Genomic DNA, 24,835 nt, shown 5'->3' with positions numbered 1-24,835 from the left:
GTTCGGCATGGAGCTTAGCAGCGATCAGGGTGGTGGCTGTGCGTCGCACTTAGGGCTAATATGGGGTGAGCGCAGCGTGCGGCAGTCCGATCCCTGGGGGTTAAAAGCGGGATTAGGTCGCGGCATACGGCGAGATTAAAATGTTTAGGGTTTTCGCGTTATCAAACGCGTGAAAGCCGCTCTTATATGGTAGAAGCGAGCATTCGCCGACGGCACCACCACAGCCTTCGGAGAAGCGAGTGTTTTCTTCGGCGTTGAGATCGCAGTTAGCGGTTTTCGCGAGGGTGGGGGCCTACAGAACCGTTGACTGGCGGCATCGTCAGTTGAGGGGAGCCAAGCGTAATAAATGAACTCATCTGGGGGAGATCATCCGTGAAAAACGTTGCCAATACTGAATCACTATTAGGTGACCTGGTGCACACCGCACCGCGTTTCCTCCGCACGGCAGTGAGCCGACCGCGGCTGTTAGATCTGTTGGATGGCGCGCTCAGCGATGCTCAGCTCGTTGTGTTGAACGCCCCAACTGGTTGGGGTAAAACCCAGTTGTTGACAGATTGGTTCCACCATCGGCTGGATAGCCACCGCCTGCATGCCACCTGGATTGACATGGGACGTACGGGCCTTACCGCCAGCGGTCTCCGATCAGTTCTGGGCGGTGCGCTCGTCCTGAAGGGTGGCCAGGGAGCCAGCGGTGCCGGGGCCGCAGACTTTAGCGACTTGGACGCCGGTGCACAGCGCAACGTGATCCTTTCTCACCTTGACGCCCATGTGTCGGAAAAATTTCTGATCGTTATCGACAGCGACGACGGTATGGCAAACGATGAAACCTTCGCGGACATCGTCTGGTTATTGCGCAAGGCGCGCAACCTTTACGTCTGGTTTGCCGGCCGGGTGACCTCGCCGTTTGAGAGCATCGCGGTACAGGCGAGCATTGACTCGGTCAGTATTACGGCAAAAGATTTACTCTTCACTCCCCCCGAAACTGTTGAGGTGGGTGAGAAACTGGGGATGCCGCTGAGTGATCATGCCGCGGTGGCTCTACAGGAGCTCACTAACGGGTGGCCGTCACTGACCCGGGCTGCCCTGATGCGTCTCCGCCGCGTGGGTGAGGCCTATGGGCTACGCGATGTTTCTGCCCGGCTCACGGAGTCCGCTCTGAGCTGTATCGAGGGCGACATCATGAACAGCTTTGACACCGTATCGGAACTGCCACTCGTGGAGGTCCTTGCTCTCGCCCCCTTCCTCACCGTGGAGCTGGCTGATGCGCTCGTGGGGCAGGAGAAAGCGGCGGTGCTTTTCACCCATCTACAAGAGTTGGGGTATGGGCAGTGGACAGAGAACGCCTCCGAGCGCCGTTTTGTCATGATCCCGGTGTTCCAGTCATTCCTCCAGGAGCGGAGCGCGGAGCGCGCCGTTGAGTTGAGTGACCACCGCCGCCAGATCGCCTCGTACATGGAGCACATCGGGTGCCCCTTCGAGGCATACCAGCAATACGAGACTCTGGGCGACTACGCTCCAATGGCTCGGCTCATTCGCCGTGAGTATCCTTGGTTTGCTTACAGCTTTCGCTACGAACTACGCGAGTCGCTCGCGCGTCTGAACGACGATGTCTTTGCTGAGCATCCGGCACTGATTGGGATGCTGGCTCAGTTCAACTACTGGATCGACGGGCTGACCCCCGCGGTTGATCAGCAGCTTCGCACCGCTATCACCGCGATGCGTTCTCGCGCTCGCGATCTTGGCCCGGTTGAGCGGGTTTGGGTCGAAACTGCCGTTCTGAGCGTGCAACGGGTGACGGGATACAACGCACAGAGCGAGATTGCCATCACCCGCTTCCAGGAGGCACTCAAAGAGATTCCCGATCAGAGGGCGGGTGAGCTTGCGCACCTGCTACCAGCGGCTTGGGTGCAGGTGGGGAACGCGTATCTGCACAGCGGTCGGTATCACGCAGCGGTCACGGAGTACACCAAGGCTGCCGCCCTCAGTGGCGATCTTCAGGGAACGCCCATGTCTGTGCATGCTCAGGGCTCTCTCGCTCTCGCACTCGTCATGACCGGCAAGATCACGCAGGCGCAAGACGTCTTGCGCAACGTTGAATCGTCCAACCTGTGGTTGAGTATCCGCGAGACGTTCTGGGCCCGGCCGGTTTATCTGGCGCGCGTCTTTGAACGGCTGGAGGTCTTTGACGAGGAGACCTCGCGCGACGCGTTGAGTCTGCTCGGCAGCGATGGTGTTGACTACGAAGATCGTCCACTTGTTGAGTACGCCTACGCGCTGGCCACTCTGGTTCGGGGAGAACCGTATCGTGGATTGGCGCGCCTGGACGCCTTCACTGTGGGCAACCGCACAGGCCGCCTGAACGGCTATTACAGCGACCTACTCGCGTCTATTCGGGCAGAGCTATTGATTGCGTTGCGCCGCCCCCAGGAAGCGCAGGAGACACTCAAAACCATCGTGAGCGGACGCGAACAGTCTGCTGGCTCGCGTGCTCGGCTGCTCCTGGTGCTCGGTAAGGAATCTCAAGCGATTGCTCTGGCTCGCGACTTCCTCTGGCGTGAAGATGCCTATCCTCGGACAAAGATTGAGCACCTTCTGGTGCGGGCAATCGCGGCCGACCGGCTCGGTGACGACGAGTCTGCCGCCGATTCCTGGCACAAGGCAATCAGTCTGTACGAGAAGTTTGGTGTTCGGATGGCCTTTGCGTTTATGCCCGAAGACTCTCTTCAATCGTTGGCTGAGAAAAACGACGGGGGCATCCTTCCCACTGGTCTGGAGGCGACGCCGCACGTTTTTGATCTTGCTCAGCAGGTGATTCCGAAGCTGACCCGACGCGAGCGACTCGTCTTGGGCCACCTCGCGCGAACACCCTCCATGACGGAGATCGCCTCCGCCCTGGTGGTGTCGCCTAACACGGTCAAGACGCAGGTGCGGAGTACCTATCGTAAGTTGGGGGCCAACTCGCGTCAGCAAGCCCTGGCTGTTGCCGCGGAGTGGGGCCTCCTGTTGGCACCTCCCGGAGAAGACGACAATCGGTAATGAGTTCTCTCCCCACGGGAAGAGTGCGGAGATAATAATTCTGTGCGATTGAATGCGACCGGAACCGCATCGTTCTGGCCGTTTATCAACCGATTTCTTGAGTCCCCGGCATTTTTGTGATCGGGCTGTGTCCCGTTGGCGCGAGAATGTATCTGCGTGGTGGTGGCGCGGATATAGCCGGTGTGGGTGAATACCTTATCTGGATGGTTTTTTCTGTGTGTTTCTGTCGCTATTCCGTTCGAGATCCCGGCTCTCAGGAATTGTCGGTTTTGTGTGGGTGTGGGGGCGCAGAATAGCGGTGTGAAAGAGCGGGATGCGGGTGGGGAGATATGACCGCATTGACGAGTCCTATTGGTGCGTGAGGCCTGGGCAGCGGGGTGCCAAAACGAGCACATAGGGGTTTCTCCTGGGCGTTATGGCAGAGAACCCGGGGCCTCAGCGCCGCGTCTGACGGAGTTGTGAGGTCAGCCTGTCGATCTCCGATTCAACACCAGTGACAGGTTCAACTCTACGTTCTTCTAATCGAGGGAGAATTGTTTTTCACCCGAGGTGAATTCGAGGATGAGGTGACCTGAATTTGGGGGTGAATTGGATTTTTCTTCTTGGAGATTTCTGTCTTGAAATCGGGCGGGTTTACGCAAAATTTCCTCAACCCGCTTCGAACGGGCATAAAAATGCTCACTGTTTCTGGTTTATCGTGTGCAAGTTATACCTCGTATGTGTGCGCGTATTTGCGTGTCGGCGATGGTGAGGGAACGTGGTCCCGCGGATATGTAGCGGGCGGTTGCGTGCAATGGGGAGTTGGAATAAATAATGAGCGATTCGCTTCGGTTGAGGCTATCCGGGGTTGACCGGAGACGCGATGCTGAACTTCAGCCCACGCGAATCGTTTTCGTCTGTACGGGGAACATCTGCCGTTCGCCGTTTGCTGAACGTGTCATGCAGGCCAGATGCGATCATCTTGCTCCCGGCCAATTTATCGTCTCAAGCGCGGGTACCCGGGCGGTTCTGGGCCGGGCGATGGATCCCTCTTCTGCGCTGCTCGTTGAACACTATGAGGGGTCTGCTGCCGGGTTCTCTGCTCAGCAGTTAACCGAGGATAGCCTCGCCGGGGTCATACTTGTTCTCACGATGGAGCGGGCTCACCGCGACCCCGTGATTGAACTGGCGCCGACTCTCCTCCATAAGACCTTTACCCTGGTCGAGTTCGCGCGATTGGCTCAGTTAGCCCCGTCACTCCTGAAAATTCCCCAGCCAACCGGATTGGCCGAGTGGATTCGCGCGGTTGCACTCGCTCGTCAACGGTTGTCCTTTGACGGCGGGGTCCAGGATGACGTCGCGGATCCGTATGGTCAGACGCAGGAAAAATTTCTCGCGATGGCTCAGCGAGTGGAACCCCTTCTTAATCAGATTGCGGTTGCGAGCGTCGGGAGTCGTGCGTGAGAAACGGTCCTGTTTCCCCCTTTGAAACCTCGCTCAACAGTGGCGAACCGGTGAGCGAGGGAGAGCTCGAAACGGATATCGAGGAGGAAGAATCTCCCCGTCCGCGTAAGCGTCGTGGGAAGCGCCGAAAGTGGCGGATTATCGCGATTGTTCTGGCGGTTCTCATCGGTATACCCATCGCGGCAGCGGCGGCCATCTACATCTACGGCGCACAGACGTTTAACAGCGCTGTGACCTCCCTGGATAAGGCAGATTCCTTTCCCGCGGAAGAGACCCGCCCCGAGGTGACAACCTCAGGTGCGCTCAACTACCTGATTATTGGTTCGGATACGCGTGAATCGCTCGGCGATATCGTCTCAGCTGGGTTTAAGGGGCAGCGAGCCGACACGATGATGCTGGTACACATTCCAGCGGACCGTCAGTCGATCTCGGTGGTGTCATTTATGCGGGATTTGTGGGTGAATATCCCCGGTCATGGTGAGAATAAGCTCAATGCCGCCCTGTCCTATGGAGGGGTTCCCCTGGTGGTCGAGACGCTGGAGTCTCTGACGGGGGTGCGGATCGATCACGTTGCCGTTGCCGATTTCAAAGGTTTTCAAGCGGTGACGGACGAATTGGGTGGTGTGGATATCTACTCCGATTACGCATTCGAATCACAGAATGTGACCGGGTTCTCGTTCACGAAGGGCCTGAATCACGTCAACGGTGAGCAAGCGCTCGCATTCGTCCGGGAGCGCTATGCCTTTGCGTCTGCCGACTTTCAGCGGGTAAAGAATCAACAGGCGTACATGAAGGCGGTCATCACTGCCGTACTTGCACCCGAGGTTGTGGGGAACCCGCCGCAGTTGCTGAAAGTGGCAAAGACTGCCCTTTCTTACGTCGCTGTTGACGAATCATTTGACTTCAACGCCGCGTTAGGGCTGGCAGTTGAACTCCGTAACGTGCGCGGCGATGACATTGTGCTCGCCACCGCACCAACGGCTGGTACGGGGAGGAGCCCCAGCGGATCCTCCATCGTGCTGCAAAACACCGAAGAATTCGCCGCCATGTCGGTGGCATTGAAAGACGATTCGCTCGCTGATTATTTGCGAGTTCGAAGCGCTGAGGAAGGAAACTAATGGCATCGTATAGTGCCACAACTGCATATTCTGTACCGGAAGTAGCGAGTAGACGAGTCAGCGCTCAGGGGATAAGACGCACGGTGAGCGTGCTTGACACTGTTGTGGTCTTTTTCACCGTTTTTGTTGCTCAGCTGCTTCGCTTTGGCACCGATCCAAACGCTGTCAACCTGGGGCTTTTTGATTCAAGCTACACGTACTTTTCCTGTGCCCTCGCGACCGTGTGGTCGCTGAGTCTGCTGCTCTTTCGGGTTCGATACACGCGAGTCCTTGGCTTTGGCAACTACGAAATTGCTCGTATCCTTCAGGCAACCCTTGTGGTCTTTGGCGGGTTGTCGATCTACTCCCTGATCTTCCAACTGGAGATTTCACGCCTCTACCTGGTTGTGGCCTTCCCCCTCGGTGTGCTGGGTCTTTTAGCGGTGCGCTGGGTGATTCAGATCATCATGCGAGCAGGCGTTCGTAACGGTCGGAGCCTGACACGTGTGCTGGTGGTCGGCGACGAGCATCATGTGGATCAGACCGTAACGGCAATCGAGCGGAAGGGCCGCTCCGGGATGCGCGGCATCCCGATTACGGGTGCTGACTCGGCGGATCCCGAGGAACTGCTGCACCTGATTAGGTTTCATTCAGCTGACGCCGTGGTGCTGGCTGGTGAGGTCGATACGGGAAGCCCGTTTGTTCGTGAGCTCACCTGGCGCCTGGAATCCAGCCGGGCTGAACTGCTGCTTTCCACCCAACTCTATGGGGTACGGAGCACACGGCTGAGGCTGGAACCCGTTGGCGGGCTACCACTTGTTCACGTGGAAGCTCCCCGCTACCGCGGTCTCAAGTACGGTGTGAAGCGCGCTATGGACCTCGTGGGGGCAGTATTTTTCCTTATCATCCTGTCCCCGATCTATCTGGCGACAGCGATCGCGGTAAAGGCTACGAGTGCCGGGGGTGTCATCTATCGCCAGGAGCGCATTGGCCAGAATGGTGTTCCTTTCAATATCTACAAATTCCGTTCCATGTATGTGGACGCGGATAAGTACCTGGAAGCGTTGATACAGCAGCGTGAGGGAGTGCTCTTTAAAGTGGGCAAGGGTGACCCTAGCATTACTCCGGTTGGTGCCTTCATTCGTCGGTTTTCCATTGATGAACTCCCGCAAATGTTTAACGTGCTTAAAGGAAATATGAGCCTGGTCGGGCCGCGTCCGGCTATTGCTAACGAGGTCGAGCGGTACTCCGTGGATGCCCGACGTCGGCTTCTGGTCAAGCCCGGCCTCACGGGTCTCTGGCAGGTGAGCGGGCGTTCTGATCTGTCCTGGGAAGAGGCGGTCTATCTCGATCTCTTCTATGTGGAGAACTGGTCAAACTTTGTGGACTGTACGATTCTTTTTCGCACGGTGAAAGCGGTTCTCACGAGCGACGGAGCCCGCTAGGGCTACCTGTGCTCCGGCACGATCGCGCACAGCGGTGTTCGGATGTCTCTAGAGAGGCATCCGAACACCGCTGTTCTAACATTTACCCTGGCGTAGAGAATACGACCAATTATCGAGATATGGGCCATTATTCCGTGAATCGATAGGCGGCTTCACCTGCTGCAGTGAGACTTTGCCGTGCCGTTATCGAATCGTCAGGAAGCCCTGATCGACCATCTGGTCAACAAATGTGCCGACATCGGTGCGGACGGTATTCAAGGGGGCACCGTAGCGTGTGGCCGCGTGGGTAGCAAGCCGGTCAACGGAGTAGGGATGTTCCAGCATCTTCCACAGCTCACATGAGGTGCCCTCAAGCGCGAGTGGGAGTTGAGTGAACGGTGAGACTAAGCGAAGCAGGCCAACCGATTGCTCATCCTGAGCGGTCTCGTAGGCGCAGGTTTCGCTTCGGTAGATGCGGGGTGCATTGTCCCCGGGGTCTGCCCGGTCGTCCAGGGAGTCGTCGGTGGCCATATCGTATTCGTGGGGAAACGATGAGGCAGCCTCATCAGGGCGGCCCGGTGTAATTGTGGGTTCTGTTGCGGTGGGGACGTCCGGGGAGTCACCCGCCGAAGCGTGAGTGTGCAGTGCGGTCTCCTTGGCGCTGCGGAAGTGGGTGTAGGCGCGGGGAAGTGCGCGAATCCCACGGCCGAGGCGGGTGACTCGGGCTGAGATCAGCCGCGGCCACGACTCGCCCGCCTCAGGATGATCGATCAGGAGGTCTTGCGTGGTGGGAAATACCGCGCGCCACAGGAGTCCCGGTTTCTGACGGGCCGGAGCCTGCGAGATGAGCAGCATCCAGTTACCGGCCTGGTTCTTCTGATGGCTATGGAGCTTCCAACGTTCCAGTTCGGGTGAAATTGGTGCGGGAGGGGGAAGGGGGGCTCCCACACGTGCCAAAAACGGCCGGAGCGGTTCGACCGCGTTGAGCTGTATGGCGAGGGGGAGTAGCTCCTCGCGGATTTCCTCGGGAAACATCCGGTCGGTGACGGCCTTCACTACATAGTCAAACTCGGTGCTGTGCCGGACCTCGGACATGGCTCGAAGGGAGTGCAGGGCGGTAATTAGCGCACTGGCGGCAAAATTGGTGGTTGTGATGTTGCGGCCAGCGATGCGCAGATCCATTCGCTGCGTCCAGAGAACATCAAAGGCCTCTGAATCCTCCAGGAGAATACCCGGGAAGCTGGTGTGAATGTCTACATCACAGGGCCATTGGGGGTGGAAGTAGGTGTGGGAGTGGGTGACAAAGCGACTGTGCCCGAGTGAGGACGGTCGCCGCTGCCAGCCAGCAGCCTCCATACCCCTCTCCACGGTGTGGACGCGTGCCGGGTCGGCCAGGACATCCACGTCGTGAAAGGCGCGCCAGGGGCGGAGCCCGTGGGCGTTGGAGACGGGTCCCTTAAGAAATAGGATTCGCGTGTTTGCTATAGTCGCAATCTCTGCAACCAGCGCGTGGGCGAGGGCCGCAGATACCTCCACGGGGAGGGGTGAGGGCATTAGGCTACGTTTCCACGCCTGTACTTGGGAGCATCGCCGTCCTGGCGACCTGAGCGCGCACGGGAGCCAGAGCGAGAGGACTTGGCTGACTTTCCTTTAGTGGGTTTTCCCTTTGTCGGGCGTCGGGATGCGGAGGCATCGTCATCTTGGCCGTAGTAGGTCGTGCCGTAGTAGCCGTACTCCGAACTACTGGTACCGCCGGAGGGGACGCGATTGAGTACCACGCCCGTCACGGTGCCGCCGATGCGACGGATGGAGTTGATGGCTCGACCGAGTTGGTCGTGGGTGGTACGGCGGGCCTGGGCAACGATGACGGCACCGTCGGCGGCCTTGGACAGAATGGCTGCATCCGTCACGGGCAGAAGCGGGGGGGCATCCAGCACAACAAAGGCAATCTCGGAGAGGCGCTGGATGAGGTCAGTCATTCGTTTAGAACCGAGGAGTTCACTGGGGTTCGGTGGGACGCGTCCTGCCGTGACAACACTGAGATTCCCTCGCTTGCCCAGGGAATGCACCACATCGGCGAATTCGGCGCGTCCGCTGAGGACATCCGTAAGGCCTGCGCCAGCGGCGAGCCCAAATACCTTCTCCTGCGTGGGGCGACGAAGATCGCAGTCGATCAGGACAACGGCCTGGCCGGTCGAGGCCATGGCGCTCGCCAGGTTGGCCGATACGGTTGATTTGCCCTCACCCGGCATAGCGCTTGTGACCACGAGGATGCGCGGGGGCTCATCGACGTGGACATACGACAGATTGGTGCGCATGCTACGGAGCGCCTCGCTGACGGCAAAGCGTTCCTTGCGGAATGCAGCCGTTCCCGAGGCTTCGGCGAGGATACGATTACGCGAGCCAATCTTGGGGTCGATGGGGAGCACTCCCACAACCGAGACACCAAAATCTCGCTCAACGCTGTCTACGGAGCGGATGCGGCGATCAAAGACATTGCGGATGAACGCATAAAGAACGGCAGCCAATAGCCCGACCGCGAAGCCGATGGCAAGGTTGGTCTTGATGTTGGGGGAGGTGGGTGCAGCTGGCAGCGGAGCGACAGAGAGGGAGGTGAGCTCAACCACTTGGCTGTCTTGACCGTCGGGACTTTCGAGAGTCTTTACCTGGGCGATGAGGGCCGTGACCCAGGCATTGGCGAGGCTTTGCGCTTCCTCGGGTGTTCCGCCGGAGGCAGTGACTTCGATCACGGCGGTGTCTACCAGCAGGGTGGATTTGATCTGAGCGAGAACCTCACCGGGGGTGGCATCCAGATTGAGATCGCTAATAACGCTTTCGGCGATTGACTCGGACATCGCCATCTGGGCATAGGACTCGGCGCGCGACTTAGTGAGTGTTTCCCCGGCGAATGCGAGATTGAGGTTGTCCGCTCCGAGGGCTTGGACGAGAGTAGTGGCGCGGGTCTGGTAAACGGGAGTTTGAAGAGCCGTCCAGGCCGCTGTGAGGAGGACGCACGTGACAATCACGCAGACTCCGCCCAGCCAGTAATTCTGGAGGATACGGATGTAGCCGCGGAGGTCAAAGGAGTCAGCGTGGCTGGCCTCCTGCTGGCTCGGCGAGGTATCGCTGAGGGTCATGCGTGTCCCGCTCTCAAGTCTCTCGGGGATCCGATAAGCCGAGGATCCACGGTGTGATGCTCCCCGCCTTGGGTTAGTAAGGCAAACCCCAAGGATGTCGAGGCTCGATAGACAGGCTACCCGTACTGAACATGTGAAGAATCGGTGAGCTCGCCTCCATCGCCCGAAAAGCGATGAGGAAAGTCGTCGCGTTTGAGGGTTCGGTTTACCCGCGAGTGGAGGGGGCTGGCCCGGTAGCAGGCGGTTTTATCGGCGACGTTTTTCTACGCGCGCATCCCTTGTGTCGTGTTAGGTGAGCATCAATAGCGCGTGGACGCAGAGGGTGGGGGTTAGCTGTCTTTAACTCTGAATATCACCCTGAGTTCCGAACGAGGGTGATATTTTCACGACGTCGCGAGGGGCCGTGTGTCGCCTCTCCTCCGGCCAGTGTGGCGGAGACGTCGTTACTCCGCACTGACCGAATCGCGGTGAGGGGCGGCTGCGCGGTCGGCCCCTCTGGTGGGCCGACCGCGCGCTTGTGGGGATGCTACGAGTCAGAGGGGGTGTCGGAGGGCGTGTCTGTGTCCGTCTCGGGATGCGGATGCTCCTGCGGCGAGACCTCGGGCTTTTTGAGTCCGGCGAGGTCGGAGGGCTTGGGGCGTTCAGAAGATGAGGTACTCATCGTGGTCCTTCCTGAGGTGCGTAAAAGACGATGGTGCGGGCGCTGCAACTGCATGTGCCAGTCTGACTGTCAACCCCCTGTCATGTATTTTTATGTGTCCGTAGCGTGGGCTAGATCAACGAAAGGATTTATCGTGAACATTTTTTTGATCGTGCTCATCGTTATCGCCGCCGTCCTCTTTGTGACGGGTGGTTTTGTTCAGTCGTTGAGTTTTCTGTTGTGGGTGGGCCTTGTGCTCGCCATCATCGCTGTTATCGCCTTCCTGATGCGCAGCATGAGCGGCCGACACAACGTCTAATGTATCGACTCTACGGCTCGTCGCTGTGCGCGGCTAGTGAAGCTCAGCATGACGTCAGGTTCTTTTTTGGTGGGTAGATCGATGCCGATGGGTGCGGGGTGTTTCACGTGGTGCCTCGTGGTGGCGTGATCCGTTGTGACGGGAAACGCTTGCGCCCTGCTGGGGGGAGCAGTGATGATGGGGATATGGGATACCTCACATACGGATCGAGCACCGAGTATGAGATCGATGATCGTGCCCTGGCCCACCTCAAAGTGGTCATTGCCTCGAAGCTGCGCCGTCAGGAGTGTTTCTTTCTGAGCTGGAACAACGACCCGGAAGCGGGATCCGGTCGGATTGCGTTGTGGCTGGCCCCCAACATCCCACTACAGTTTCGGTTTCTTGGTAGCCGGGCACCCGAATTGAACCGCCTGTGGATAGAGGTGCTGGCCGACTCGTCCAACACTCCGCGTGGACTGCATCTGCTGCCAGAGTCGGATATTGAGGCCTATATCAGGGATAAAGAAGCCCGCACGGATGCCCTGCTTGCTGAGCATCAGTAGCATGCGTTAACCGCAATAAATCGGGGTTTTTCTCCCTGTGGCAGTGTCAAGCCCCTATCGGTAAGGAGGGGGTGAGCATAGCGTTGGCTAAAAGATCGGAAGGGCGATCATGGCACACGCATATCACTACACACGCCGTGCGCGGGATTCTCATCGGGAGTGGCAGCAGCCCTCCGTGACAACGGCCTCCGGGGAAGGCTGGCTCATCGCCGGTGCGCTCGGGGTTATTTTTGCCACAGGTTCTTTGGCCTGGATGTCCCAGCTCACGTTTTTTGTCCCAGTCGGGGGGATCGCGGGCGTGCTTCTCACCTTTATCGGCATGGTGGTTGTGCGGTTTACTGTGATTCCACGTCGTCGTCGCCTGCTGCTGCTCGCTGCTGGCATGGGACTGCTCTGGCTGATTGCCGTTGGGTGCGCCCTGACCGTGGTCATAACGGAGTGGGCCCAGGTTCCTAACGTCATCAGCTAAAGAAATTTAGGCGTTGCTCGTGAGCACACGGCTGAGAAAAAAATATCTCTTCACTTATTGTTGCCTATGTGTCTACCATGATCCCGTTGAAATAGTTCAGAGTTTGATGGGGGAAAAAATATGGACAACGCAGTTACGGTTTCTGGTGAAGGGCGTCGTCGCCAATCATTCCGACGGGCCCGTGCGATTCTTGCCGGTGGCCTCGTAGTGGGAGTCGGTGCGGCTGTTACACTGGCTGCCTGGAATGACTCCGAATTTGCCACGGGTACGTTTACGGCTGGAGCGTTCAACCTAGAGGGCAGCACAAACGGCACGGCCTACGCAGAGCACGCGGCTGCTGGGTCGGCCGCTACGCTGGGCTTCACCGTGAACCCGACTAACCTGGCCCCGGCTGATATCGTCTACGCGCCGTTCTCGGTCCGGCTGGATGCAGCCACCACACGTGACGCCACCGTGACCCTTTCGCACGAGACCGCAACGGGAACAAACGCAAACCTCACCTACACGGTGGTAAAAACCGCCTCGCCGACCTGTGACGCAACGGCCGTCACGGGCGGTACGGTGCTGGTTCCAGCAGGTACGGCGCTCGGCACGGTTCCTGCCGGTGTTACCCTCAGCCTCACCGCGGGCAGTGGGGTCGCCGGCACCCCGGCCCACCTGTGCTTCGCCGTGACCGCCGGAAATATTGCCCAGGGGCAAACCGGCAGCGTCACGTGGAAGTTTGCGGCAGGTTCGGTGTAATCGATGACGGAACCTGTTCGGACGCGACGCTTAACCCGGACGCGTGCTCTCCTTGCTGGTGGGCTGGTGCTGGGTACCGGTGCCACCGCCACTCTGGCCGCCTGGACCGATGGGGAGGTGGCTACCGGAACGTTTGGGACGAGTGTCTTTGACACGGTCTCGACCAGTGCGGGAACAACCGTGGGCAGCCACCCCACGGCCCCTGGTGCCTCACTGACCTTCGCGGCAACGGCGATGTCGCCGGGGGTCTCGGCGTATGCCTGGCTCAACGTGAACACCACGGCGGCGACGACGATCAGTGGGAGTATGTCGCTCACACTGGTCAAGGCGACAGACACGAGCGGGGTTGCCCTCTCCACCTATCTGCAGTACCGGATCGTGCAGTTGGCGACAGCGTCAACCACGTGTGCGGCCGCTTCTTTTACGGGGTCACCCACGTGGGTGACCCCGGCGAATACCTACACCAATGTGGCAGCGGCCCTCCCCACAACAACGGCGATTGCATTGGCCTCGGGTGGAACCGCGGAGAAACGCCTGTGTATTGAGGTGCAACTGGCCCCGACCGCTACGAGTGATCGCCAGGGGCAGACGGCGAACATCCAGTGGACCTTTACCGCAACATCCACCAGCTAGCGAATCGGTACGGTACAGGATGACACGGAACGTGCCAAGGATACTGGGCGACATCGGCCTCACCATCGCCGCGATCGGTGGGCTGGTGTGCATCGTTGCGGTTATCGCGGCGACGTTTTTTCAGGTGACACTGGTGCTCTTCCAAACCGGTTCTATGGGCCCCACTATCCCCGCTGGTTCGGTGGCTGTTGTGGTCGAAACTCCCGCCTCGCGGGTGCGGGTGGGCGATATCGTCACGGTGGATCGGGTGGGTAAGTTGCCCATCACCCACCGGGTGATGTCGATCACCCCGCCCGCCGCGGGCGGTGACACGTACGGACTAACCCTTCGGGGCGACGCCAATAGTATGGATGATCCCGAGCCCTATCCGGTGACCCGCGTGCGCGAGGTGATCTTCTCGGTGCCAGGCGGGGCGGCATATGTGAGCGCTCTCGGTAACCCGGCAGTGATGGGGGGCATCACGGTTATCGTGGCCGCCCTGATGACCTGGGGCCTGTGGCCGCGGGGCGGCCGCCCCTCACCGCAGGGGTCCACGCCCGGAACTCCCGTGGCCACGAGAGTCGTTGCCTGCGTTGTGATGGGGCTGCTCTGTGCCGCCTCGGTCTGTGCCGCCTCGGTGTGGGCCGCAGCACCCGCCAGCGCCGCGGAGAGTGACACCGTCTTCCGCGGGCGCTGGATCGTCCTGACTGCGGTGGGTGATCAGCAACAACTGGCGCAGCTCGCGAGCGGGAGCGATGCATCCTGGCAGGTGGGGGTGGACTCCACCTCGACTGAGCCCGGCATCCTGAACGCTGAGCTGATGGCGGAGGGTCCCCTGGTGGACCGGCTCAGTATCCGGGTGCGGGCGTGTGACACCCGCTGGGTCAACGGTCTCTGCGCCGGTGCGGCCCGCGAGGTGATGGGTTGGGGGCCGCTGGCCGATGCGGTGGCGGGTGGCGGCATTCGCACACTCGTCTCGTTTGACTCAGACGAGCAGCGTTGGCTGCTTTTTGATGTGCGCACCGACCCGACCGCCGTCAGCGGAGACGAGGTGACCCTCACCGTGCACGCCTGGGGTGCGGGAGACTCCATCTCGGGTGGAACGGGCGCGGGAATCGGCGGTGCTCCCGCGGGGAGCGGGCCGCAGGGCGAATTGATGGGTTCCCTGGCCCTCACAGGCGGTCCACCGATGGCGGTGGTGGCCGCCATATGCTCGATACTGGCCGTGCTTGCCGGTTGTGTGGCCTGGCGCGGAGCTTTCGGGCACCGCCGCGGCGGTGTCTCATGACGCGGCGCGGGACCCGGTCTGGCTTCGTCGCCGTGCTCGCTATAGCTCTGCTGGCCGTCACGCTGGGAGTTCGGGAATCTGTGCGCACCGAGGCGGCCTGGCTGGATGTAGAGACGGGTCGGGGAACGGTTGGTACCCTCACCCTGGCGGCACCGGTGAGTCAGGAGCAGTGTGCCTACGACTCGGGCCGCCCGTCCGACATCCAGATGGTCTGGAAGTATGCCACCGGCACACCCGCAGCTGCCGGCCGTGAATACGGGTACGTGAGCAGTGGAAAGGTGGTTGCTGTTCCCAGTAACCTGACCGGCTCGGTGACGACAACGGGGTCGCGCTCGTCGGGGTATCGGAGCACCTTTGACAGTGACCTTTTCAGCGAAACTCTGGGTGGGAAGTATGTCGTGGCCGTTCGGACAACGCTCGTGATTTCCGGCGGATCAACCTGGACATCCCCCTGGCTGACGGCGACCGTAACACCCGGAACCGAAGCCTGCGTCATGTCTGATCGCTAATCCGATCGCCCACCCGCTGCCGTACGGGTACCCGCCCAGAGAAAACAAGAGGGTGGCGTGCCAGCGGTGGTGGCACGCCACCCCAATACGTCCCGGGCGTCGCGTACGCATGATGCTTCACACGCGCCTCGCCCGAAACGGTCCGGGAAAATTGTGGGTTTTAGGGGAAATCGGGGAGGTAATTCATGCCGCGTTCCTCGGGGGATTCGCCCCCATCATTGGGCTCGGGCCACTCGTCGTCGATGTCCTGTCCCAGGTTATCCTGCAGCTCTTCTCGGCGATCCGGTTCCAGGGCGGTTTCCAGATCCAGATCAAAATCGAGATCCTGGTCGGTGTTTTCAAAGCTCTCTGACACGGTCTCCTCCTCGGTGTTCTCTCCACCAACCTATGCCCGGAGCGGGGCGGAGGAAAGGGCTTGACAGGAGTGGCGTTATATCCGAGCGGATTGCGCCGATGAACTCTTAGCCCCCGGGTAGGTGACATCGTAGTGCAACTGCACAAACGTGCCGTCGAAGCCGGGCTGGCCGCGCAGGGTGAGTGCAGGGGCGACTGCTCGGCGGGGGAAAAGAGGCGCACCGGAGCCGAGTGTGACGGGGGCAACGGACAGGATCACCTCGTCAAGTAGTTGCCGGTCGTAGAATTGCCCGGCCAGGTCGCCACCACCCACCACCCACACGTTCTGGCCGCCCGCCGCCGTCATCATCTCGGTGTGGACGGTGGCGATATCGCCCTGGGCGAAGCGGATGTTGGCCCCGGGGAGTACGGGCAACTCGCGATGGCTCAACACCCAGGTGGGTTTCTCATAAGGCCAGGGTGCCGGGGCCAAGGGGTTGGCGTAGACCAGGTTCTTGAGCAGCCACTCGTAGGTGGTTGACCCCATTGCAAGCGCACCAACGTTGGCATAGAAAGCCGAATAGCCGTGATCGTTATCGGAATCGTTGGCATCGCCGAGGCTGGTCAGCCACTCCAGAGAATTGTGCTCGTCCGCGATAAAACCGTCAATACTGGTTGCGGTATAGAACTGGGTGCTCATGAGGTGACACTAACAGCGACCGCCGACACGGGAAAGGTCTGAGCGCAGCCGGTGGTTACGTGGGCGGCGTGGGATCGGGCACAAACCGGTAGCCCATTCCGGCCTCCGTCATGAGGTATCGGGGCCGGGAGGGCTCGGGTTCCAGCTTCTTGCGCAGTTGGGCCAGGTAGAGCCGGATATACCCGCTATCGCCGGTGTGTGTGGGCCCCCACACCTCGGTGAGGAGGGCCTCACTCGTCACGAGCTTGCCGGGGTTGCGCAGCAACACCTCCACGATGCGCCACTCGGTGGGGGTGAGCCGAATGGGTTCCCGGCCCCCGGCCTCCGTGAGCCGCACCACCTGGGTGGCTGCGAGGTCAACGCGCACATCGCCGAGGGACACGAGCGGTTCCCCCTCGACGGCTGGGCTGCGGCGAGTGAGCGCCCGGATGCGCGCCAGGAGCTCGTCAATTGAGAACGGTTTGGTCACGTAGTCATCGGCTCCGGCATCGAGCGCATCCACTTTGTCGGCAGCCCCCGTGCGTCCCGACACCACGAGGATGGGTACACGGCTCCAGCCGCGCAGGCCCGCGATCACGTCGAGGCCGTCGAGGGTGGGCATCCCGAGGTCGAGCATGACGAGATCCGGGTGCTGCTCGATCGCTCGGTTGAGCGCCTCGGCCCCGTCGGCTGCGGTCACGATCTCGTAGCCGCGGGCACCCAGTGTGACGCGTAACGCTCGCAGAATCTGGGGGTCATCGTCAGCAATCAGGATTTTCATGCGGGCTCCTGCGAAGACGGTGTGCTGGCGGCGGTCAGCGAGACCACCATGGTGAGCCCGCCCCCGGGCGTGTCATCGGCGGTGAGTGTGCCGCCCATGCCCTCGACAAAGCCCTTTGAGAGGGCCAGGCCGAGGCCCAAGCCCGTGAGGTTATCGGTGTCGCCGAGGCGTTGGAAGGGGACAAATACGTCGTCTCGCCGGTCTTCCGGGATACCCGGGCCGTGGTCGGTCACGCGGATCTCGACCGTGCCCGCAAAGTGGCTCGCCGACACGCGCACGGGCGTGTCGGCGGGGGCGAACCGGATGGCATTGGAGAGCAAGTTGACGATCACCCGTTGCAGCAGGCCAGCATCCGCGAGCAGGGGGGTGAGCCCCGGGGGGAGGTCGAGTTCGACCTCACCGGGGCCGAGGCCCAACTCGTCAAGGGCGGGCAGCACCACATCCTCCACGTCGAGGGGGCTGAGCGAGACAGCGAGCACCCCGGCCTGTACACGGCTCACATCGAGGAGATTCGTGACGAGCCCCGAGAGCGATTCGAGGCTCTCGCTGGCGGTCGCGAGCAATTCTTCGCGGTCGGCATCCGACCACTCGATATCGGTCGAGCGCAGGCCGCTCACCGCGGCGGTGGCGGCGGTCAGCGGACGGCGCAAATCGTGTCCGACCGCGGCCAGCAGGGCACTGCGCATCCGGTCGGCCTCGGTGAGTGTCCCCATCGCGCGTGCGGTCTGTGCCAGGTTGCTGTGTTCCAGACTCGCGTCAATCTGTGCCGTGATGACTGCGAGAAGGCGGCGTTCGGATGCTTCCAGGTCGGGGCCAAAAAGTTCGAGTGTGGCGCGGGTACCTACCGGGATAATGCTGCGGATGGTGGGGTCTGTAACCGCGCCATCCTGACACACCGTGTGCCCCTCGGTGCTCAGCCGGACACCGTCAAGCGAAAATGCTTCGCGCGTGCGTGTGAGGAGCGCCTCGATGGCGTCCTGCCCGCGCAATACGCTTCCGGCCACGGTTGCCAGCATCTCCGACTCGGCCGCCGCCCGCTGGGCCTTCCGCGTGCGGCGTGCCGCCTGGTCCACGACGTAGCTCACGAGTAAAGCGTTCACGATATAGAGAATGAGCGCAAACAGATGCAGCGGTTGGGCGACCGTGATCGTGTAGACGGGCTCGATGATGAAGAAGTCGAGCGCGAGCCCCGAGAGCAGCGCCGCACAGAGTGCCGGCCAGATGCCGCCCACGAGGGCCACGACCACCACAAGCAGCTGATAACTGAGGACATTGCTCGTAATCGACTCGGGGGAGCGCAGAGTTGACAGCAGCCAGGTGAGCAGCGGCCCGCCCACAACGGTGAGTGCGAAACCCGCGAGCCGCCGCCGGGGCGAGAGCGCCCCACCGATGCGTGGCAGGGCGAAGTGTCCCCCCGCGGCCGCGTGATTGACGATGTGCACGTCAATATCGCCGGAGGCCCGGGTGACGGTCGCGCCGATCCCCGGCCCGGTGAGCGCCGTGAGTGGTCCACTGCGGCGGCTCACGCCGATCACCAGTTGCGTGGCGTTGGCCGCACGGGCAAAGTCCACCAGGGCCCGCGGGATGTCGTCACCGAGTACCTGATGGTAGCTACCGCCCAGCTTCTCCACGAGCGACCGCTGGGCGGTGAGGGCTCCCGGATGCGGTTCGTGCAGCCCGTCCTGACCGGCCACGTGCACGGCGAGGAGTTCACCGCCGGCCGAGCGGGCCGCTATCCGCGCGCCGCGGCGCAGCAGTGTCTCGCCCTCCGGTCCGCCCGTGAGCGCCACGACCACGCGCTCGCGAGCCTCCCACTTGTTGTCAATGCCGTGCTCGGCTCGGTATGCCTTGAGTGCGCTATCCACCTCGTCAGCCAGCCACAGGAGAGCCAGCTCGCGCAGTGCGGTGAGGTTGCCCAGACGGAAGAAGTTTGACAGTGCCGCGTCAATGCGCGCCGCCGGGTACACATGGCCCTCGGCCAAGCGATCCCGCAGCGCTTGTGGCGCGAGGTCGATCACCTCAACCTGGTCGGCGGCCCGCAGGAAGTCATCCGGCACCGTCTCGCGCTGTGGCACCCCCGTGATTTTCTCCACCACATCGTTGAGCGATTCGATGTGTTGGATGTTGATCGTTGACATCACGTTGATACCGGCCCCCAGCAGCTCCAGGACATCCTCCCAGCGCTTCTCATTGCGTGAGCCGGGGGCGTTATTGTGGGCGAGCTCGTCCACGAGAGCAATCTCGGGCGCGCGCGATCACGGCGGCGACATCCATTTCGCTCAGCTCTACCCCGCGGTGCTCCGTGATCGCGCGCGGCAGAACCTCAAGACCCTCCACCATGCTGGCCGTCGCGGCGCGCCCGTGCGTTTCGACGAGTGCAACGACCACATCGTGCCCCTCGGCGCGCAGACGGCGGCCCTCCTCCAGCATCGTGTAGGTCTTGCCCACTCCCGGTGCCGCACCGAGGAGAACCCGAAGTCGTCCGCGCCCCATCCGCTACGTGCCCGTCTCTGCGAGGGCGATGTTGAGGTCAAGAACGTTGACCGTCGGCTCGCCCAGGAAACCGAGGTCCCGTGACTGAAGTATAGACTCCACCAACTCGCTGACCTGGGCTTCCGGGAGCCCGCGCGCCGCGGCCACTCGGGGTACCTGTAGGCGGGCATACTCGGCACTAATGTGCGGGTCGAGCCCTGAGGCGGATGCGGTCACCGCGTCCGCCGGAATCTCGCTCGTCGTTACGTTATCCCCCGCCACGATGAGCGCCTGGCGCGCGCGGATCGCGGAGATAAGGTCGAGGTTCTCCGGTCCACGGTTGCTGCCGCCAGAGGCTGTTGCATCATAGTTCGCGGCGGAGGGTCGTGACTGGAACCACTCGGGGAGTGCGTTGCCATTCGCATCCGTGAATGACTGTCCAATCAGCGCCGAGCCGACCGTCTCCCCGCCCGCCGACACAAGCGATCCGTTGGCCTGCGCCGGGAGGGCCACCTGGGCAATCGCGGTGACGACGAGTGGGTAGCCGATGCCGAGCACCACCGTTGCGATGAGAAGGAACCGTAGGGCCACGCCATAGTGGCGAAGGTTAATGCGCTGTGCACTCATGAGGTGTTCTTTCGTCAGGGTTGGTGCCGGTCAGAAGCCGGGGAGGAGAGCGACCAGGAGGTCAACAAGTTTGATGCCGATGAACGGGGCGATCACGCCGCCCAGGCCGTAGACAAGAAGGTTGCGGCTGAGGATGCTCTGGGCGCTCGCCGGGCGATAGGCCACACCCCGCAGAGCGAGCGGAATCAGCACGATGATGATGATTGCGTTAAAGATCACCGCCGAGAGGATCGCCGATGCCGGTGAGTGCAGCTGCATAATGTTGAGGACCGCCAGCCCGGGAAAAACCGTGACAAACATGGCCGGGATAATCGCAAAATACTTGGCAACATCGTTGGCGATGGAGAACGTGGTGAGCGCCCCTCGGGTAATCAGCAGTTGCTTGCCGATGCGCACGATGTCGAGCAATGTTCCCCGCCTCCTTCGCGGCCGACGTTCCCGTGTTCATCGCCACACCCACATCGGCCTGGGCGAGTGCGGGAGCATCGTTGGTACCGTCCCCCGTCATCGCCACGAGGCGGCCACCGGCCTGCTCGCGCTTAATCAGTTCCAGCTTGTCCTCGGGGGTGGCCTCGGCGAGGACGTCGTCCACACCCGCCTCGGCGGCAATCGCGGCGGCGGTGAGCGGGTTGTCTCCCGTGACCATCACGGTTCGGATGCCCATGGCCCGTAGCTCCCGAAACCGCTCCGCAATTCCCTCCTTCACAACGTCCTTCAGGTGGACCACGCCCAGCACTCGGCCCCGACCGCCGGGGCTGAGCGTGGCCACAACGAGTGGGGTTCCGCCCGATTGGGATACTCGCTCCACCTCCAAGTTCAGATTGTCGGAGACGGCCGTGGGCAGGGCCTCCGACTCGTGCATCCAGGCCAGTACGGCGCTACCGGCTCCCTTCCGAATCACCCGGCCATCGGCCAGATCGAGGCCGCTCATGCGACTCTGTGCGGTGAAGGGCACGATCACAGCCTCGACGGTTTCGGGGACGGTGAAGCCGAGCGTCGTGGCCAGGTCCACGATTGAGGCACCCTCGGGTGTGGGGTCACTCAGCGAGGAGAGCGCCGCCGCGTGGACGAGTTCGGCGTGGTCCACACCGTCCAGGGGGAGGAACTCCGTGGCGCGCCGGTTACCGTACGTGATTGTGCCGGTCTTATCGAGCAGCAGGGTTGTCACGTCTCCCGCCGCCTCAACTGCCCGTCCAGAGAGGGCGAGCACATTGCGTTGAACCAATCGGTCCATACCCGCGATGCCGATTGCGGAGAGCAGAGCACCGATGGTTGTGGGGATGAGACATACGAGCAGGGCGACCAACACCGGCAGACTGACCGTTGGTTTGGCCTGGGTTTAGTTCCGTACTTTCAACAAGGATAGGAACACCATGGCAAACAAATATGAACCAGAATTCCGTGAACGCGCGCTGCGTATGCTCACCGAAGCGCTCCCCGAGCATACGAGCCTCAACGCAGCCAGCAACCAGGTCGGCAAGCTCCTCGGTGTCTCACCAGACACGCTGCGTATCTGGCATCGTCAAACGCTGATCGATACTGGCCAAAAACCCGGCGTGACCACTGATATGAACGAGGAGAACCGGCGACTGCGCCGCGAAGTCGCTGAACTCAAGAAAGCAAACGAAGTCTTGCGAGCTGCGAGCATATTTTTCGCCAAGGAACTCGACCCGCCACGAACGAAATGATCCAATTCATCGATACCTATCGTGATCGTTTCGGGGTTGAGTTCCTGTGCCGTGTGCTGGGCTCGGCAATTCGTGTTTCTGACGTCCCGAGGATATCGGGCAGCGAAACACAGACTCCCGTCGGTCAGGAAACTACGCGACGAGATTCTCGTCACCGAGATCCGTCAACTCCACAAACAGCACTACAGCGTCTACGGGCGCCGCAAGATGCACGCCCTCCTCACCAGAGCAGGGTGGGTCATCGGACGCGACCAAACCGAGCGTCTGATGAAAATCGCCGGAGTGCGTGGGGTACGTCGTTCGAAGAGAGCCTTCACAACAACGAGTGACGTCAGGGATCAGCTGCCGGGTGATCTCGTCGAACGCCAGTTCGTGGCCGACGGGCCAATGAAGTTGTTGGTGTGTGACATCACTTACGTTGCTACGTGGGCTGGGTTCGCATACACCGCGTTCATTATTGATGTCTTTGATCGTAAGATCGTTGGCTGGAACGTTGCCTCAACACTGAAAGCTGAGATACTGCCGCTGCAGGCGCTTGAGATGGCGGCCTGGCAATCAGGTGGAACGCTCGACGGGGCCGTGCATCACAGCGACCACGGATCGAACTACATGTCGATGGTCTACTCCAACCGCGTCAGAGAACTGGGGGCGATTCCTTCAACGGGGACCGTAGGTGACAGCTACGATAATGCCCTGGCCGAGTCAGTGAACGCGCTCTACAAAGCAGAACTCATCCGCATGCGTGGCCCCTGGAAAACAGTTGAGGAAGTCGAACTCGCCACCCTGGAGTATGTGTGGTGGTGGAACAATGAGCGCCTCCACGGCGAGCTAGGCAGGCGAACCCCGGTCGAGGTTGAGACGGCGTACTATGCTGAGGCGCAGTCACTCGTGACAACCGTCGAGTGATGAACAAAATAGTCGGAACTAAACCCAGGCCAAACCACTGTCTCGCGCGGAGAGTTCTTTGGTCGTGGCACGTGGGATGTGCGGGGGAGCCGAGGGCAGCAACACAGCATCCATCTGAACTTTGAATCATTCGGTGAGACAGAGGGGGCCTCGGTGGAGCGGTCGGCAGGGAGAGGACTGATTGTGCAGACGGTCTTGCGGGAGGGGCGTCGTGCACTCTACTTCTCCGACGGTGAGGAAATGAATACGCTCGTGATGACTCGGGTGGAGCCGAGCCGAGAGTAGCGCTGGCACGCCGGGCGGTGGTAGCTGTGAATCACAGCGGGGTGTCCACGCTACGTATCTCGGTTGGGTTTTCCGGCTGTCTCTCCGAGTCGTTCGGCCTGGTGAGGGCGTCCCCATTTTCACAAAAATGTGTGAGAACTTCACACCCAGAGGGTAACCGAGACGGCGAAAAACGGGGTGAAAAATTATTAACAAAACTCTAGTCTCGAAGACCGTCCGGTACTACTGTTCAACTAAGGCGGTGCCCGGGGGAGGGTGCCCCATAATAGGAAAGGGTGGTGGCCATTATGTGGTCAAACATCTGGGACGTTATCTGGTTCTTCTTCTGGGCATTCGCGTTTATCGCCTATTTGATGGCGCTATTCTCCGTGATCGGAGACCTCGTGCGGGACCGCTCGCTCAACGGGTGGTGGAAAGCTATCTGGATTATCTTCCTGGTCTTCCTACCGTTCCTGACCGTGCTGGTCTACCTGATCGCCCGCGGTCGTGGGATGGCGGAGCGCCAGGCCACTGAGGCGGCTAAAGCACAGGAGGCCGCCAACAACTACATTCGCCAGGTGGCCTCGACCGCACCGGCCGACGAGATTACGAAGGCAAAGGCGCTTCTGGACTCCGGTGCGATTACGCCGGAGGAATATACCGCGCTGAAGAATCGGGCGCTCGCGGGCGGATAATCCCCAGAGCTGACGAGCGGGTCGGGTGTCGGTGACGGCACCCGACCCGCAACGCTTTTAACGGCTAACGGGTTGCTGCTGCGTGATGCAGTGGATGCCGCCGCCGCGGTCGAAGAGCGCGCGCGCATCCACCGTGACCACCTCGCGCCCCTCATAGTGCTCACGGAGGATGCCGGCGGCCACCTCGTCGTGGGGATCGTTAAATCCGCACGCAATCACACCGCCGTTGACCACCAGGTGATTGACGTAGCTGTGGTCTACGTAGCCACCCGCGTCGCGCAGGTTACGTGGAGCCGGGAGCGAGACCAGTTCGAAGTGTTGTCCGTGTGCGTCTGTTGCTTCTTGCAGCGTGTGGTGTAGCTCCCGGCTGACCACGGAATCCGGATGTCCGGCATCCTGCTGGTCGTGCACGAAAACCAGGCCGGGTCGGGCAAACGCCGCCAGCAAATCGGCGTGGCCACGGGTGCCGAGCGCCTCGGAGTCGCGGGTGAGGCCGCGGTCGAACCAGATAGCGTTGGTCGCCCCGATTGTGCGGGCAAGCTCGCGCTCGATCTGGGTGCGGGTTTTCCCGGGGTTGCGGTGCGGGTCACACTGCACGGTCTGGGTGAGCAATACGGTGCCCTCGCCATCCACCTGGATACCGCCGCCCTCGTTCACCAAACGGGATGGCACGAGTTCGGCCCCGGACCACTCGGCCACGTAGCGGGCAATCTGCGAGTCTTTATCCCACTGCGCCCACTCCTGCTCGCCCCAGCCGTTGAAGGTCCAGTCAACGGCACCGAGGGTCCCTTCGGGGGAGAGCACAAAACTGGGGCCGATATCGCGCATCCACGCGTCGTTGAGCGGTGCGCTGTGCAGCGCCACGCTGCCCGAGAGGAGCCTGCGCGCCACCGCCTCGTCTCCGGGGTTGCAGACCATGCTGACGGGCTCGAACTCGGAGACCGCGTTGGCAACGGCCGACCATGTTCGCTGGGCTTCTTCCCGCTCCACCTCGGAGCTGCCGAGTGCGTAGCCCGCGGTGGGCCAGGCCAGCCACGTGCGCTCGTGGGGTGCGCCCTCGTGCGGCATGATCCAGCCGGTTGTGCTGCCCTCGGCGGGGCGGGGTGCCGGGATGGTCGCGCCGGTTTCGAGGT

Annotated in this window: 22 protein-coding genes and 2 pseudogenes; 14 read left to right on the top strand and 10 right to left on the bottom strand. The window is 61.4% G+C overall.

Annotated elements, in window-relative coordinates; all coding sequences use genetic code 11:
- Positions 1 to 372 precede the first annotated feature (372 nt).
- The 4 genes from FB466_RS07675 to FB466_RS07660 all read left to right on the top strand — a co-directional run bounded on the left by FB466_RS07675 (position 373) and on the right by FB466_RS07660 (position 7,021).
- Positions 373 to 3,036 carry a LuxR C-terminal-related transcriptional regulator gene (locus FB466_RS07675; RefSeq protein WP_141917355.1) on the top strand — a complete coding sequence of 888 codons (2,664 nt, stop codon included), beginning with the start codon at positions 373 to 375 and terminating at the stop codon, positions 3,034 to 3,036.
- An 813-nt stretch (positions 3,037 to 3,849) separates the two neighbouring features.
- On the top strand, positions 3,850 to 4,479 hold the full coding sequence (locus tag FB466_RS07670; RefSeq protein ID WP_141917353.1) for an arsenate reductase/protein-tyrosine-phosphatase family protein: 630 nt from the start codon (positions 3,850 to 3,852) through the stop codon (positions 4,477 to 4,479).
- The gene (locus FB466_RS07665) at positions 4,476 to 5,597 is read left to right on the top strand and encodes an LCP family protein (protein ID WP_141917352.1); all 1,122 of its coding nucleotides are present in this window, start codon (positions 4,476 to 4,478) and stop codon (positions 5,595 to 5,597) included. The genes FB466_RS07670 and FB466_RS07665 overlap by 4 nt, the downstream gene beginning before the upstream one ends.
- A gap of 83 nt (positions 5,598 to 5,680) precedes the next feature.
- The gene (locus FB466_RS07660; protein WP_170206063.1) at positions 5,681 to 7,021 is read left to right on the top strand and encodes a sugar transferase; all 1,341 of its coding nucleotides are present in this window, start codon (positions 5,681 to 5,683) and stop codon (positions 7,019 to 7,021) included.
- 183 nt (positions 7,022 to 7,204) lie between these two features.
- Here the strand turns inward: FB466_RS07660 and FB466_RS07655 are convergent, their stop codons facing one another.
- From FB466_RS07655 to FB466_RS13880, 3 genes are all read right to left on the bottom strand, one after another.
- Positions 7,205 to 8,554: a PqqD family peptide modification chaperone gene (locus FB466_RS07655; protein ID WP_141917348.1), complete on the bottom strand. Its 1,350-nt coding sequence runs from the start codon at positions 8,552 to 8,554 to the stop codon at positions 7,205 to 7,207.
- Positions 8,554 to 10,137, bottom strand: a complete 1,584-nt coding sequence (locus FB466_RS07650) for a tyrosine-protein kinase domain-containing protein (protein WP_141917347.1) — start codon at positions 10,135 to 10,137, stop codon at positions 8,554 to 8,556. Before FB466_RS07650 ends, FB466_RS07655 begins: the two co-directional genes overlap by 1 nt.
- A 526-nt stretch (positions 10,138 to 10,663) precedes the next feature.
- Complete coding sequence (locus tag FB466_RS13880; RefSeq protein ID WP_281285164.1) at positions 10,664 to 10,798, bottom strand: hypothetical protein; 135 nt, start codon at positions 10,796 to 10,798, stop codon at positions 10,664 to 10,666.
- A 133-nt stretch (positions 10,799 to 10,931) separates the two neighbouring features.
- On the opposite strand from FB466_RS13880, the gene FB466_RS07645 reads away from it, so the two are divergent.
- The 7 genes from FB466_RS07645 to FB466_RS07615 all read left to right on the top strand — a co-directional run bounded on the left by FB466_RS07645 (position 10,932) and on the right by FB466_RS07615 (position 15,257).
- Entirely contained in the window at positions 10,932 to 11,096 is a 165-nt protein-coding gene (locus tag FB466_RS07645) for a DUF2207 domain-containing protein (RefSeq protein WP_141917345.1), read from the top strand.
- A 185-nt stretch (positions 11,097 to 11,281) separates the two neighbouring features.
- Complete coding sequence (locus tag FB466_RS07640) at positions 11,282 to 11,638, top strand: DUF7882 family protein (RefSeq protein WP_141917344.1); 357 nt, start codon at positions 11,282 to 11,284, stop codon at positions 11,636 to 11,638.
- Between the two features lie 109 nt (positions 11,639 to 11,747).
- On the top strand, positions 11,748 to 12,107 hold the full coding sequence (locus tag FB466_RS07635; RefSeq protein ID WP_141917342.1) for a hypothetical protein: 360 nt from the start codon (positions 11,748 to 11,750) through the stop codon (positions 12,105 to 12,107).
- A gap of 120 nt (positions 12,108 to 12,227) precedes the next feature.
- Positions 12,228 to 12,848 carry a SipW-dependent-type signal peptide-containing protein gene (locus tag FB466_RS07630; protein ID WP_141917340.1) on the top strand — a complete coding sequence of 207 codons (621 nt, stop codon included), beginning with the start codon at positions 12,228 to 12,230 and terminating at the stop codon, positions 12,846 to 12,848.
- 3 nt (positions 12,849 to 12,851) lie between these two features.
- Positions 12,852 to 13,481 carry a SipW-dependent-type signal peptide-containing protein gene (locus FB466_RS07625; protein WP_141917338.1) on the top strand — a complete coding sequence of 210 codons (630 nt, stop codon included), beginning with the start codon at positions 12,852 to 12,854 and terminating at the stop codon, positions 13,479 to 13,481.
- 31 nt (positions 13,482 to 13,512) lie between these two features.
- Positions 13,513 to 14,748, top strand: coding sequence for a signal peptidase I (locus FB466_RS07620; RefSeq protein WP_246054579.1), 1,236 nt, complete (start codon positions 13,513 to 13,515; stop codon positions 14,746 to 14,748).
- On the top strand, positions 14,745 to 15,257 hold the full coding sequence (locus tag FB466_RS07615; RefSeq protein WP_141917335.1) for a hypothetical protein: 513 nt from the start codon (positions 14,745 to 14,747) through the stop codon (positions 15,255 to 15,257). Before FB466_RS07620 ends, FB466_RS07615 begins: the two co-directional genes overlap by 4 nt.
- 160 nt (positions 15,258 to 15,417) lie before the next feature.
- On the opposite strand, the gene FB466_RS07610 is transcribed toward FB466_RS07615, so the two are convergent.
- The 6 genes and pseudogenes from FB466_RS07610 to kdpB all read right to left on the bottom strand — a co-directional run.
- Entirely contained in the window at positions 15,418 to 15,612 is a 195-nt protein-coding gene (locus tag FB466_RS07610; protein ID WP_141917333.1) for a hypothetical protein, read from the bottom strand.
- Between the two features lie 75 nt (positions 15,613 to 15,687).
- Positions 15,688 to 16,290 (bottom strand): dihydrofolate reductase family protein, encoded by a 603-nt coding sequence (locus tag FB466_RS07605; protein ID WP_141917332.1) that lies wholly within the window; start codon positions 16,288 to 16,290, stop codon positions 15,688 to 15,690.
- Between the two features lie 55 nt (positions 16,291 to 16,345).
- Positions 16,346 to 17,050, bottom strand: coding sequence for a response regulator (locus tag FB466_RS07600; protein WP_141917330.1), 705 nt, complete (start codon positions 17,048 to 17,050; stop codon positions 16,346 to 16,348).
- Positions 17,047 to 19,543, bottom strand: a pseudogene (locus tag FB466_RS07595) (ATP-binding protein). Before FB466_RS07595 ends, FB466_RS07600 begins: the two are co-directional and overlap by 4 nt.
- A gap of 3 nt (positions 19,544 to 19,546) precedes the next feature.
- Entirely contained in the window at positions 19,547 to 20,149 is a 603-nt protein-coding gene (gene kdpC / locus FB466_RS07590; RefSeq protein WP_141917329.1) for a potassium-transporting ATPase subunit KdpC, read from the bottom strand.
- A gap of 30 nt (positions 20,150 to 20,179) precedes the next feature.
- A pseudogene (kdpB, locus tag FB466_RS07585) lies at positions 20,180 to 21,482 on the bottom strand (potassium-transporting ATPase subunit KdpB); the annotation flags it as partial.
- Between the two features lie 40 nt (positions 21,483 to 21,522).
- On the opposite strand from kdpB, the gene FB466_RS13875 reads away from it, so the two are divergent.
- The 3 genes from FB466_RS13875 to FB466_RS07575 all read left to right on the top strand — a co-directional run bounded on the left by FB466_RS13875 (position 21,523) and on the right by FB466_RS07575 (position 23,702).
- Positions 21,523 to 21,837, top strand: coding sequence for a transposase (locus FB466_RS13875; protein WP_281285147.1), 315 nt, complete (start codon positions 21,523 to 21,525; stop codon positions 21,835 to 21,837).
- A 21-nt stretch (positions 21,838 to 21,858) separates the two neighbouring features.
- A complete protein-coding gene (locus FB466_RS07580) occupies positions 21,859 to 22,743 on the top strand; it encodes an IS3 family transposase (RefSeq protein WP_342777452.1) in 885 nt (294 codons plus the stop codon).
- A gap of 572 nt (positions 22,744 to 23,315) precedes the next feature.
- Complete coding sequence (locus FB466_RS07575; RefSeq protein ID WP_170206098.1) at positions 23,316 to 23,702, top strand: SHOCT domain-containing protein; 387 nt, start codon at positions 23,316 to 23,318, stop codon at positions 23,700 to 23,702.
- A 57-nt stretch (positions 23,703 to 23,759) separates the two neighbouring features.
- On the opposite strand, the gene FB466_RS07570 is transcribed toward FB466_RS07575, so the two are convergent.
- A complete protein-coding gene (locus tag FB466_RS07570; protein WP_141917912.1) occupies positions 23,760 to 24,770 on the bottom strand; it encodes an agmatine deiminase family protein in 1,011 nt (336 codons plus the stop codon).
- Positions 24,771 to 24,835: the final 65 nt, after the last annotated feature.

Source organism: Klugiella xanthotipulae, assembly GCF_006716695.1.
Lineage (GTDB): Bacteria > Actinomycetota > Actinomycetes > Actinomycetales > Microbacteriaceae > Klugiella > Klugiella xanthotipulae.
The sequence above is the reverse complement of the archived record's forward strand: the minus strand, read 5'-3'. Positions and strand labels throughout refer to the sequence as shown.